We start from the raw sequence: 12,202 nt of genomic DNA, 5'->3' as shown, positions 1-12,202 counted from the left end.
GGTCACGGTCTGAGACTGCTCACGATGTCCGCCGTGGCCGTCAGGCCGCTGTTGATGGTGGGCGCCATGCTCGTGCTGGCCAGGTAGAAGCCGAGCAGCAGGCACACCAGCGCATGGGTGATCTTCAGCCCGCCGTTGCGTACGAAGATCACCGCCAGGATGAACAGCAGCAGCACCACAGAGATGGAAATGGCCATCGTCAACCTCCTCCGCCACGCCGCCTTGCCCGGTTCACGGCGTTCGGCGGCAAGTGTGGCGTAGCGGAGGGTTCGTCCGGGCGGCTGACCTGTACGCCGAACGAGTGGTGTTCCGCGATATGCCGCTAGACCGTCCGGTGGGCGTCCAGGAACGACTCCAGACCGGCGAGGTCGTCGGTGTTGAGGAAGTCGACGTCGGCGGCGAGCAACTCGCCCCACAGGGCGTCGCGTGCGGGGCCCGCCACGTCCGGGGTCGCCCAGAAGCGGACCTTCTGGCCGCGCGAGTGCGCCGCTTGGACGATGCCGCGCAGCTTGCGCCGTTCGGCGTCCGGGAAGGCGCCCACGCCGAGCCAGGTGAAGTTCAGCGTCCAGTTGTCGCTGATCAGCGGGACGAAGGAGGCGGGCGCGGGGGTGCCGAGGTCGGCGAGGCGGCCGTCGTAGAAGGCACGGCGCAGCTGCTGCGCCTCCATCGGCGCACGAGCGGCACGGTCGCCGGAGATCACGGCGGTCACCGGGCCCCGGAACACCCGGCCGTGGGCGTAGGTCGTGAACAGGTGCTTGTAGCGGGCCAGGTGCCTGTCGAGTTCGAGGTACGTCGAGGAACCCTCGGTCTTGATGTCGATGAGCAGTTGGATCGGCCTGCGGTGTCCCCGGTACACGGAGCCGTGGTTGGCCTTGACACGGGCGGCCAGCGGGTCGAGGTAGAGGGACTCCAGGGTGCGACCGGGGTCGAGGTCCTCGGGGTCGTGGGCGACGAGGAGCCGGCCGCCGACGAGGTAGATGTCGGCCTCCATGCTGCCGAAACGGTGGTCGAGGGCGTCGAGGAGGGGGCGCGGGTGCTCGTAGTCGTTGTGGGCGTGGGCGCGCCACAACGGGCGCGGGCCGTGCCCTCGTTCACCGGCCAGCGCCTGCGTGGCGGGCAGGGCGGCCGCGCCCGCGAGGGCGGCGCCGAGGGTGGTGAGGGCTCTGCGACGGGTGGTGAGGGCCATGCTCTGCCTCCCTGACAGGGTCGGATGGAACCGCTGTGAGTATGCGATTCCGAACCGCCCGAACAGCAGTGCCCTTGCGGGGAGTTGGCCGGACCGCCGTCCCTCGTTCACTTCGTCCGCGCAGGACGCACGAAAAAGCCCGCCCCAGGTGGGGCGGGCTTCTCGCGGTATTTGTCCAGGTGTACGTCAGGGGGCCGGGAGGTCGATGATTTCGGCCAGTGCCTCGCGGTGGGCGCCCGCGGTGCCGTAGGCGATCGAGTCGGCCTTCGCGCGCTTCAGATACAGATGCACCGGGTGCTCCCAGGTCATCCCGATGCCGGCGTGCAGTTGGAGGGCCTCCTCGGCGGCGTGCACGGCGACGGGCGCCGCGTAGGCCTGCGCGACGGCGACCGCCACGGCCGTCTCCTCGTCGTGCTCGCCGGTCGAGAGCGCGTCGGCGGCGCCCCGCGCGGCGGCGCGCAGGTTGACGACCTCCAGCCACAGCTGGGCGAGCCGGTGCTTGAGCGCCTGGAAGCCGCCGACGGGGCGGTTGAACTGCTTGCGCTCCTTCAGGTACCGGACCGTCTCGGTCAACGTCCACTCGGCCAGCCCGAGTTGCTCGGAGGCGAGCAGTCCGGCGCCGGCGCGCAGGGCCCGTCGTACGGCCGGCTCGGCGTCGCCCAGCAGCCGGCCCGGCGCACCGTCCAGGGTGACTGTGGCGACGGGCCGGGTCAGGTCCAGGGACGCCTGCGGGGTGACGGTCACGGCGTCGGCGTCGACCGCGTACAGCCCGCCGTCGTCCGCGGGCACCAGCAGCACGTCGGCGACGGCCGCGTCCGCGATGCCGGTCAACTCCCCGTGCAGGGCGCCGTCCTCGTGCCGTACGACCTTGTAGGCGCCGCCGGGGACGACGTTCAGCGCGACCGCGAGGGCGCCGATGCGACGCCCGGAGGCGAGCTCGGCGAGCAGGCCGCCCTCGGCGTCGCAGGCCAGCAGTGCCTCCGTGGCGACCACGGCGCTCGTCAGGTAGGGCACGGGGGCGACCGCGCGCCCCAGCTCCTCCAGGACGACGGCGGCTTCGCGGTGCGTGGCCCCCTGACCGCCCCTGTCCTCCGGAACCAGGAGCCCGGCCAGGCCCATGCCGTCGGCGAGCGCCTTCCACGCCGCCAGGTCGTGCGGGGTGCACGACTCGGTGCGGGCGATGACGCCGGGCGCGTCGCAGTGGTCGGTCAGCAGGTCCCGTACGGCGGCCCGCAGCGCCTCTTCCTCCTCGGAGTAGAGAAGATCGGTCATCGGGACAGGTCCTTCCAGGCGACGTCCTTGTCGGTGCGCGGCTCGGCGGGCAGGCCGAGGACGCGTTCGGCGACGATGTTCAGCAGGACCTCGCTGGTCCCGCCCTCGATGCTGTTGCCCTTGGAGCGCAAGTAGCGGTAGCCGGCGTCGCGGCCGGTGAAGTCCACGAGCTCCGGGCGGCGCATGGTCCAGTCGTCGTACAACAGGCCCTCCTCGCCGCGCAGTTCGACCTCCAGGCCGCTGATCTCCTGGTTGAGGCGGGCGAAGGCGAGCTTCATGCCGGCGCCCTCGGGGCCGGGCTGGCCGGCGACGAGCTGCTGGCGGAGCCGTTCGGCGGTGAGGCGGGAGACCTCCGACTCGACCCACAGCTTCAGCAGCCGCTGGTGGAGGTCGTGGGTGCGCAGTTCCGGCCGCTCGCGCCAGGTCTTCGCGACCGGGCCGATCATGCCGCCCTCGCGGGGCAGCCGCATGCCGCCGATGGCGACGCGTTCGTTGTTGAGGGTGGTCTGCGCGACCTTCCAGCCGTCGCCGATCTCGCCGAGGCGCCGGGAGTCCGGGATGCGGACGTCGGTCAGGAACACCTCGTTGAACTCGGCCTCGCCGGTGATCTGGCGCAGCGGCCGGACCTCGACCCCGGGGTCGGTCATGTCGCACAGGAAGTAGGTGATGCCGGCGTGCTTGGGCACGTCCGGGTCGGTGCGGGCGATGAGGATGGCCCAGCGGGCGATGTGGGCGCTGGACGTCCACACCTTCTGCCCGTTGACGACCCATTCATCGCCTTCCCTGACCGCGCGCGTGCCGAGCGCCGCGAGGTCGGATCCGGCGCCGGGCTCGCTGAAGAGCTGGCACCAGACCTCCTCGCCGGTCCACAGGGGTCGCAGATAGCGCTGCTTCTGCTCCTCGGTGCCGTACTTGAGGATCGTCGGCGCGGCCATGCCGAGGCCGATGCCGATGCGCCGCGGCTCGTTGTCGGGGGCGCCCGCGGCCTCCAGCTCGGCGTCCACGACGGACTGGAGGGAGCGGGGCGCGCCGAGTCCGCCGAGGCCCTCGGGGTAGTGCACCCACGCGAGTCCGGCGTCGAAGCGGGCGCGCAGGAAGTCCAGGCGGTCGGTCGTGGCAGACGAGGGGAGTGGGCCCGCAGGGCCCTCGGTTGAGGGCGGTGGCGGGAGAGGGGTGGGCGGATGGGCGGCCAGCAACTCCGCTGTACGGCGGCGCAGTTCGGCGGCGTCGGTCATGCCGCTCCTCCTTCGGTGAGTCCCGGGATCACGGCGACGCGCCCCGTGGTGACGCCGTCGGCGACGCGCTGCACGGCGGCGGCCGCCCCGCCCAGCGGGACGCGCTCGCTCACCAGCGGCTTGATGGCGCCCCGGGCGGCAAGCTCGGTGAGCTGCTCGTGGCAGTGCGTGATCAGCTTCGGGTTCTTGGTGTTGTACAGGCCCCAGTGCAGGCCGAGGATCGAGTAGTTCTTCACCAGGGCGTGGTTGAGCGCCGGGCTCGGGATCCGACCGCTCGCGAAGCCGACGACCACGATCCGGCCCTCGAAGGCGACGACCTTGGCGGACTGGTCGTACGCCTCGCCGCCGACGGGGTCGTAGACGACGTCGGCGCCCCGGCCGCCGGTGGCCTCCTTGACGGCGCCGATGACGTCCTCGGAGCGCCGGTCGACGACGACGTCGCAGCCCAGGTCCCGCGCCACGGCCACCTTGTCGGCGCCGCCCACGACGCCGATGACCCGCGCGCCGGCCGCCTTGCCGAGCTGCACGGCCGCGCTGCCGACCCCTCCTGCGGCAGCGTGGACGAGCAGCGTCTCCCCGGCCTCCAGGCCGGCCCGGCGGTGCAGGCCGAACCAGCCGGTCTGGTAGCCGATGTGCAGGGCGGCGGCCTCGGCGTCGTCCAGCGACTCGGGTGCGGGCAGGACGGCGGCGGCGTCCGCGACGGCGTACTCGGCGAAGCCGCCGTACGGCAGCGCCGGGTTGGCGATGACGCGGCGCCCGTCCTCGGTCTCGCCGCAGATCTCCACGCCCGGCGTGAACGGCAGCGGCGGCCGGACCTGGTAGTGGCCCCGGCACAGCAGCGCGTCCGGGAAGTTGATGTTCGCGGCGCGCACCTTCAGCAGGACCTGGCCGTCACCGGGCGTGGGCGTGTCGGCCTCGTCGAGGCGCATCACCTCGCTCGGCTCGCCGTTCTCGTGCACTTGCCATGCCTGCATGCGGGGCCTCCACGGGGGACTGCTTCGTCTGACCGGGGTCGGTTCGCATACTAAGCGGTCGCTTGCCGATCAGGGAACAGTCCGCCGGGGAACAGTCGTCTCCGTCACGCCTTCCGGGGACGCGCCCGTACGTGCATACGCTCGCCCTGCGGCCCGAACAGGCTGAGGCACTCCACCGGACCCTCCCCCGTCGACCCGAACCAGTGCGGCACCCGGGTGTCGAACTCGGCCGCCTCCCCCGGCTCCAGCACCAGGTCGTGCTCGCCCAGCTTCAGCCGCAGCCGCCCGGAGAGCACGTACAGCCACTCGTAGCCCTCGTGGGTCCGCTGTTCCGGCTCCTCGTTGCGCGGGGGCGCGAGGATCTTGAACGCCTGGAGTCCCCCGGGCTGCCGGGTGAGCGGCCAGAAGGTACGGCCGTGCTGCTCGATCGGCTTGGAGCGCACGCGCGGATCGTCCACCGGCGGGGCGCCGACCAGTTCGTCCAGCGGCACCTGGTGCGCCTGCGCGATCGGCAGCAGCAGCTCCAGGCTGGGCTTGCGCAGGCCGGACTCCAGCCGGGACAGGGTGCTCACGGAGATGCCGGTCGTCCCGGACAGCGCCGCGAGGGTCACGTCCCGGTCCTTGCGCAGCCTCCTGAGCCGTGGCCCCACTTCGGCGAGAACGTCGTCGGTACTCATCTCTGTATTGCAGAATCGGCAAGTTGATTTGTCAATCCCGTGCCGTGGAACGACTGTCGTGGTGGAGGTGGTCACCATGACCGAGAAGGACACCGAGAGTTACGAGGTCGTAGTCGTCGGAGGCGGCGCGGCCGGCCTGTCGGCCGCGCTGGTCCTGGGCCGCGCCCGGCGCCGGACCCTGGTCGTCGACGCCGGCGAGCCGCGCAACGCGCCCGCCGCCCATATGCAGGGCTATCTGTCCCGCGACGGCATGTCGCCCGGGGAGTTCCTGGCCGTGGGGCGCGAGGAGATCGCGCGGTACGGCGTCGAGCTGGTCCGGGACCGCGCGGTCGACGTCACCCGTCACGGCGACTTCACGGTGGCGCTGGCGAGCGGCCGCAGCGTCCGGGCGCGGCGGCTGGTCGTCGCCACCGGCCTCAGGGACGAGCTGCCCGACGTCCCCGGTGTCGCCGAGCGCTTCGGCAACGACGTGCTGCACTGCCCGTACTGCCACGGCTGGGAGGTCCGTGACCGGGCCTTCGGGGTGCTCGCGACCACCCCGCTGAGCGTGCACCAGGCGCTCATGGTGTCGCAGTGGTCGAAGGACGTGACCTTCTTCCTGCACGAGGTCGCCGAGTCCGACCTCTCGGACGACGACCTGCGCAGGCTCGCGGCGGCCGGCGTGAAGGTCGTCCCGGGTGAGGTGGCCGCGCTGGTGATCGAGGACGACCGGCTGACGGGGGTGCGGCTCGCGGACGGCACGGTGCACGCGCGCGAGGTCGTGTTCACGGCACCCCGCGCGGTGCCGCAGACCGGCCTGCTGCAGAAGCTCGGCGCCGAGTTCCAGGAGACCCCCTTCGGCTCCTACCCGGTGGTCGACCCGACGGGACTGACCTCCGTACCGGGCGTCTGGGCGGCCGGCAACGCGATGGGCTTCGCGGAGCAGGTCGTCAACGCGGCGGCGGGCGGCTACCGGGCGGGCGCCTTCATCAACGGAGAGCTGCTGATGGCGGACCTGGACGCGACCCTGTAAGGGGCGCGGGGCGGTATCGACATGCGGCTCCGCCGCGTGGGCGCGACCAGCCACAACGGCGCCGCAGCCGAACCACGGCCCGTTCGTCCGGGTGTAAACCGGCGGAGCCCGTCGCACCATGGCTGCATGCTGCTGACCCGGCTCGCCCGTGTGTCCCAGGAGATCGCCGCGACCTCGGCGCGCTCCCGGAAGACCGCTCTGCTGGCGGAGCTCTTCCGGGACGCCGAGGCGGACGACGTACCGATCGTCATCCCGTACCTGGCGGGCCGCCTCCCGCAAGGCCGGCTCGGCATCGGCTGGAAGGTGCTGAGCCGCCCGGTCCCACCGGCCGCCGAGCCGGCCCTCACCGTCCGCGAGGTGGACGCCCGGCTCACCGAACTCGGCAAGATCTCCGGCACCGGCTCGCAGGCCGAACGAGCCCGGCTCGTAGGTGAGTTGATGGGCTCCGCGACCGAGGACGAGCAGCGCTTCCTGTTCGGGCTGATCACCGGCGAGGTACGCCAGGGCGCCCTGGACGCGGTGGCGGTGGAGGGCCTCGCCCAGGCGACGGAGGCACCGCCGGCGGACGTGCGGCGGGCGGTCATGCTCGCCGGTTCCCTCCAGGATGTGGCTCAGGCGCTGCTCGCGGACGGGCCCGGGGTGCTGGAACGCTTCCGGCTCACCGTCGGCCGCCCGGTCCTGCCGATGCTGGCGCACACCGCGTCCGCGGTGCCGGAGGCGGTCGACAAGCTCGGCGCGTGCGCGGTCGAGGAGAAGCTGGACGGCATCCGCGTCCAGGTCCACCGCGACGGCGACTCGGTACGGCTCTACACCCGCACCCTCGACGACATCACCGACCGCTTGCCGGAAGTGACCGCCGCCGCACTGGAGTTGAGGGGCGAGCGTTTCATCCTGGACGGCGAGGTCATCGCCTTCGACGACACCGGCCGCCCCCGCTCCTTCCAGGAGACCGCCGGCCGCGTCGGCTCCCGCGTGGACGTGGCGACGGCGGCCGAGGAGGTCCCCGTCTCCCCCGTCTTCTTCGACGCCCTGTCCGTCGACGGCCACGACCTGCTCGACCTGCCGTTCACCGAGCGCCACGCGGAGCTGGCCCGCCTGGTCCCCGAGCCGATGCGGGTGCGCCGAGCGCTGGTGTCCGGCCCCGAGGACCTCCCGCGGGCCGAGGGCTTCCTCGCCGAGACCCTGGAGCGCGGCCACGAGGGCGTGGTCGTCAAGGCGCTCGACGCCCCCTACAGCGCGGGCCGGCGCGGCGCCTCCTGGCTGAAGGTCAAGCCCGTGCACACCCTCGACCTGGTGGTGCTCGCCGCCGAATGGGGCCACGGCCGCAGAACCGGCAAGCTCTCCAACCTGCACCTGGGGGCGCGCACGGCGGACGGCGGCTTCGCCATGCTCGGCAAGACCTTCAAGGGCATGACGGACGCGATGCTGGCCTGGCAGACCGAGCGGCTCCGGGAACTCGCCGTCCGCAGCGACGACTGGGTGGTGACCGTACGCCCGGAACTCGTCGTCGAGATCGCCTACGACGGCCTCCAGCGCTCCACCCGCTACCCGGCCGGCGTAACCCTCCGCTTCGCCCGCGTGGTCCGCTACCGCGAGGACAAACGGCCCGAGGAGGCCGACACGGTCGACACCCTGCTGGCCGCCCACCCGGAGGTGCGCCCGTGACGCCGTCCAGCGAGCGGCGCAGCGCGGGTCTGCTGCTCTACCGCCGCACCGACGCCGGCCTGGAGGTGCTGCTCGGCCACATGGGCGGCCCGTTCTTCGCCAAGCGCGACGCCGGGGCGTGGACGGTCCCCAAGGGCGAGTACGAACCCGACGAGCCCGCCTGGGACGCGGCCCGCCGCGAGTTCCAGGAGGAGCTGGGGCTGGCGCCGCCGGACGGGGAGGGCCTGCCGCTCGGCGAGGTCAGACAGACGGGCGGCAAGATCGTCACGGTCTGGGCGATCGAGGCCGACCTCGACCCGGCGACGGTCGTGCCCGGCACCTTCCGGATGGAGTGGCCGCCGCGCTCGGGCCGTACCCAGGAGTTCCCCGAGCTGGACCGGGTGGAATGGCTGGACCTCGACCGGGCGCGCGAGGTCGTCGTCAAGGCCCAGGCCGCGTTTCTCGACCGGCTGGCGGAGCACTCGGCCTGAGCGGCCCCACACGCGTTGCGGTAGCCACCGCGGCGCGGGAAGGTCGAAGCAACAGCCCGCTCCCAGGAGGTCGGTCATGCCCATCGCGACGGTCAACCCGGCGAACGGCGAGACGCTCAAGACGTACGAGGCCATGGGCGAGGAGGAGATCGAACGCAGGCTCCAGCTCGCCGAGGCCACGTTCCGCACGTACCGGACCACGACCTTCGTAGACCGGGGCCGCCTGCTGATCCAGGCCGCGAACCTCCTGGACGCCGACCAGGAGGACATCGCCCGGGTCATGACCACCGAGATGGGCAAGCCCATCAAGCAGGCCCGCGCGGAGGCCGCCAAGTGCGCCAAGGCGATGCGCTGGTACGCCGAACGCGCCGAGGGCCTGCTCGCCGACGAGGAGCCGGCCGACTCCGACGTGAAGGACTCGGGCGCCTCACGGGTACGGGTGCGCTACCGTCCGCTCGGGCCGGTCCTCGCGGTCATGCCGTGGAACTTCCCGCTCTGGCAGGTGATGCGCTTTGCGGCGCCGGCGCTGATGGCGGGCAATGTCGGCCTGCTGAAGCACGCCTCGAACGTCCCCCAGACCGCCCTGTACATCGAGGACCTGTTCCACCGCGCGGGCTACACCGAGGGCTGCTTCCAGACCCTGCTGATCGGCGCCGGGCAGGTCGACGACGTCCTGCGCGACGAGCGCGTCAGGGCGGCGACCCTGACCGGCAGTGAGCCCGCGGGCCGCGCGGTCGCCTCCACCGCCGGAGAGATGATCAAGAAGACGGTGCTGGAGCTGGGCGGCAGCGACCCCTACGTCGTCATGCCGTCCGCCGACATCGACCGCGCCGCGCAGATCGCGGTTACCGCGCGGGTGCAGAACAACGGGCAGTCCTGCATCGCCGCCAAGCGCTTCATCGTGCACCGGGACGTCTACGACGCCTTCGCCGAACGCTTCGTCGAGGGCATGAAGGCGCTGGCGGTCGGCGACCCGATGCTGGACGAGACGGACGTCGGCCCGCTCTCCAGCGAGCAGGGGCGCACGGATCTGGAGGAACTGGTCGACGACGCCAAGCGCAGCGGGGCGACCGTGCTGTGCGGCGGCCACCGGCTGCGCCGCCCGGAGCTGCCGGGCTGGTACTACCCGCCCACCGTCCTCTCCGACATCACCCGCGAGATGCGGATCCACCGCGAGGAGGCGTTCGGCCCGGTCGCCACGCTGTACCGGGCGAGCGACCTGGACGAGGCGGTCCTGATCGCGAACGACTCGCCCTTCGGACTGAGTTCGAACGTGTGGACCCGTGACGAGGCCGAGGTCGACCGGTTCGTACGGGACCTGGAGGCCGGGAGCGTGTACGTCAATGGGATGACGGCGTCCCATCCGGCGTTCCCGTTCGGCGGAGTGAAGCGGTCCGGATTCGGCCGTGAGCTGTCCGGGCACGGAATCCGCGAGTTCTGCAACATCACTACGGTTTGGCAGGGTGCGTGAGCGCCGCGCAGCTACGATCCCGGGTGTGAACCGCGAAGTTACTCTGCCGCTGATCGTCGATGACCGGGGGACCCTGCAGGTTGCTGCCGCCGATGTGAGCAAGCTGCTGCGTACGGTGGGTGGTCGGTGGCTGCACCTTGTCGAGGCCGGGGACGATGGGCTCGACGAGGACACGGTGGCCGCGCTGACCATCGAGCTGGCCAAGCTCGCCGACCGGATCGACGTGGCGTGCATCGCCCACAGCAGCGGGACCACTCCGTAGGGGCGGCCGTTCGGTGCCGGGTGCAGGGTCGTCGTGGCCGGTAGCGCCCACGCGGCGGAGCCGCATGTCGATACAGCCTCGCGCCCCCAGGGCATGGATCCGCGCAGTGTCGACCAGAACTGGTCCTCGTAGGACTGCAGCGAGCGGCCGTACCCGGATGCTCGGGACTCGTCCGGTTCGGTCTCCTCCAGGGCCGCACGTGCCGGCCGGTCCGGTTCCGGGGACGGTTCCGCGAAGAAGTCGAAGAAGGCGCGGGCCTCGTCCGTGAAGCCGTACCGGGTGCGCAGGGCCTCGGCGATCGTCGCGCAGTAGCCGCCCCAGGCCGCGAAGTTGGCCGTCAACGCGAGAACGGCCTCGGCCGGCTCGGCGTTCAGGGCCGGCCAGGCCACGTACGCGGGGTGTCCCTGGCAGCCCGGGAGGGGTTCGTAGGCGGCCGACTGCGCCTCCGTCACACCGCACGCCGCCGCGAACGCCCCCAGGCGCTCCCCCGCCAGCACCTCGCCCTCGGCCAGGAAGGTGAAGAAGGCGGCGGACTCGGGAGCGTCGGGCGTGGCCCGTTGGCCCAGATGGAGGAAGGCGATCCGTCATCGACGTCCTCCATCAACTCGGCTGCGGTCGACGCCCTCAGGGGCGCGGCACCCCTACGGCACTTACCGGATCGGCATACCCGACAACGTGCGGGCGATCACCAGCCGCTGGATCTCGCTCGTCCCCTCGAAGATCGTGTAGATCGCGCTGTCGCGGTGCATCCGCTCCACGGGGTACTCCCGCGTGTAGCCGTTGCCGCCAAGGATCTGTATGGCCTGAGCGGTGACCTTCTTGGACGTCTCGCTCGCGAACAGCTTCGACATCGACCCCTCGGCCGCCGTGAACGGCTTGCCGTTGATCGCCATCCAGGACGCCCGCCACACCAGCAGCCGCGCCGCGTCGATCTGCGTCCGCATCTCCGCCAGTTGGAAGGCCACGCCCTGGTTGTCGATGATCGGGCGCCCGAACTGCTCGCGCGTCATCGCGTAGTCGAGGGCGACCTCGTACGCGGCACGGGCGGTACCGACCGCCATCGCGCCGACGGCCGGCCGGGAGGCCTCGAACGTGGCCATCGCCGCGTTCTTCACCCGCTCGCCGCCGGCCTTGGCCCGCTCGCGGGCCCGCGCAAGGCGCTCGTCCAGCTTCTCCTTGCCGCCCAGCAGGCAGGAGCCCGGCACCCGTACGTTGTCCAGGATGACCTCGGCGGTGTGCGAGGCCCGGATGCCGTGCTTCTTGAACTTCTGGCCCTGGGAGAGGCCCGGTGTGTTCGGCGGGACGATGAAGGACGCGTGGCCCTTGGAGCCGAGCTCGGCGTCGACGACCGCGACGACCACGTGCACGTTGGCGATGCCGCCGTTGGTCGCCCAGGTCTTCGTGCCGTTGATCACCCACTCGTCCTTGGCCTCGTCGTAGACGGCACGCGTACGCATCGAGGCCACGTCGGAGCCGGCGTCGGGCTCGGAGGAGCAGAAGGCGGCGAGCTTGACATCGTTGGCGTCGCCGTACATCTGGGGCACCCAGGTGCCGATCTGCTCCTCGGTGCCATTGGCGAGGACGCCTACGGCGGCGAGACCGGTGCCGACGATCGACAGGGCGATGCCCGCATCGCCCCAGAACAGCTCCTCCATGGCCATCGGGATGCCGAGGCCCGTCTGGTCGAAGTACTGCTGGGCATAGAAGTCGAGTGAGTAGATGCCGACCTTCGCGGCTTCCTGGATGACCGGCCAGGGAGTCTCCTCACGCTCGTCCCATTCGGCGGCCGCGGGGCGGATCACATCGGCGGCGAAACCGTGCAGCCAGTCCCGGACCTCCTTCTGTTCGTCGTTGAGCTCCATGGTGAACTCGGCCATGTCCCCTCCAGCGGCGTACGTGCATGGCTTCGCGCATGCTTGTTACTTGCGGTAACCCTAGTTTGTTACTTGCCAGTAGGTAAAGTCAACTCGCGGCGCCG

The 12,202-nt window shown here is 71.7% G+C and carries 12 protein-coding genes; 5 read left to right on the top strand and 7 right to left on the bottom strand.

Annotated features, from left to right (window positions below; all coding sequences use genetic code 11):
• Window positions 1-2 precede the first annotated feature (2 nt).
• From AC3ETA_RS15670 to AC3ETA_RS15645, 6 genes are all read right to left on the bottom strand, one after another.
• On the bottom strand, window positions 3-197 hold the full coding sequence (locus AC3ETA_RS15670) for a hypothetical protein (RefSeq protein ID WP_107912016.1): 195 nt from the start codon (window positions 195-197) through the stop codon (window positions 3-5).
• 125 nt (window positions 198-322) lie between these two features.
• Complete coding sequence (locus AC3ETA_RS15665) at window positions 323-1,186, bottom strand: phosphatidylinositol-specific phospholipase C/glycerophosphodiester phosphodiesterase family protein (RefSeq protein WP_432193493.1); 864 nt, start codon at window positions 1,184-1,186, stop codon at window positions 323-325.
• Window positions 1,187-1,372: 186 nt separating this feature from the next.
• Complete coding sequence (locus AC3ETA_RS15660; RefSeq protein ID WP_432193492.1) at window positions 1,373-2,458, bottom strand: acyl-CoA dehydrogenase family protein; 1,086 nt, start codon at window positions 2,456-2,458, stop codon at window positions 1,373-1,375.
• On the bottom strand, window positions 2,455-3,693 hold the full coding sequence (locus AC3ETA_RS15655) for an acyl-CoA dehydrogenase family protein (protein WP_432193491.1): 1,239 nt from the start codon (window positions 3,691-3,693) through the stop codon (window positions 2,455-2,457). The genes AC3ETA_RS15660 and AC3ETA_RS15655 overlap by 4 nt, the downstream gene beginning before the upstream one ends.
• Entirely contained in the window at window positions 3,690-4,667 is a 978-nt protein-coding gene (locus AC3ETA_RS15650; RefSeq protein WP_432193490.1) for an NADPH:quinone oxidoreductase family protein, read from the bottom strand. The genes AC3ETA_RS15655 and AC3ETA_RS15650 overlap by 4 nt, the downstream gene beginning before the upstream one ends.
• A gap of 104 nt (window positions 4,668-4,771) precedes the next feature.
• Window positions 4,772-5,344, bottom strand: coding sequence for a helix-turn-helix domain-containing protein (locus tag AC3ETA_RS15645; RefSeq protein WP_432193489.1), 573 nt, complete (start codon window positions 5,342-5,344; stop codon window positions 4,772-4,774).
• A gap of 76 nt (window positions 5,345-5,420) precedes the next feature.
• Between AC3ETA_RS15645 and AC3ETA_RS15640 the strand changes: the two genes are divergently transcribed.
• From AC3ETA_RS15640 to AC3ETA_RS15620, 5 genes are all read left to right on the top strand, one after another.
• On the top strand, window positions 5,421-6,356 hold the full coding sequence (locus tag AC3ETA_RS15640; protein ID WP_432193488.1) for an NAD(P)/FAD-dependent oxidoreductase: 936 nt from the start codon (window positions 5,421-5,423) through the stop codon (window positions 6,354-6,356).
• A 126-nt stretch (window positions 6,357-6,482) separates the two neighbouring features.
• A complete protein-coding gene (locus AC3ETA_RS15635; protein WP_432193487.1) occupies window positions 6,483-8,021 on the top strand; it encodes an ATP-dependent DNA ligase in 1,539 nt (512 codons plus the stop codon).
• The gene (locus AC3ETA_RS15630; RefSeq protein ID WP_432193486.1) at window positions 8,018-8,491 is read left to right on the top strand and encodes an NUDIX hydrolase; all 474 of its coding nucleotides are present in this window, start codon (window positions 8,018-8,020) and stop codon (window positions 8,489-8,491) included. The genes AC3ETA_RS15635 and AC3ETA_RS15630 overlap by 4 nt, the downstream gene beginning before the upstream one ends.
• A gap of 76 nt (window positions 8,492-8,567) precedes the next feature.
• Window positions 8,568-9,962, top strand: coding sequence for an NADP-dependent succinic semialdehyde dehydrogenase (locus tag AC3ETA_RS15625; protein ID WP_432193485.1), 1,395 nt, complete (start codon window positions 8,568-8,570; stop codon window positions 9,960-9,962).
• A gap of 25 nt (window positions 9,963-9,987) precedes the next feature.
• Entirely contained in the window at window positions 9,988-10,224 is a 237-nt protein-coding gene (locus tag AC3ETA_RS15620; RefSeq protein WP_432193484.1) for a DUF6213 family protein, read from the top strand.
• 650 nt (window positions 10,225-10,874) lie between these two features.
• Here AC3ETA_RS15620 and AC3ETA_RS15615 read toward each other — a convergent pair.
• Window positions 10,875-12,101: an acyl-CoA dehydrogenase family protein gene (locus tag AC3ETA_RS15615; RefSeq protein ID WP_269644545.1), complete on the bottom strand. Its 1,227-nt coding sequence runs from the start codon at window positions 12,099-12,101 to the stop codon at window positions 10,875-10,877.
• Window positions 12,102-12,202 lie beyond the last annotated feature (101 nt).

The sequence above is a fragment of the Streptomyces sp. bgisy027 genome (genome assembly GCF_057710365.1).
Note: the sequence above shows the minus strand (reverse complement) of the source record. Positions and strands in the feature narration are given on the sequence as shown.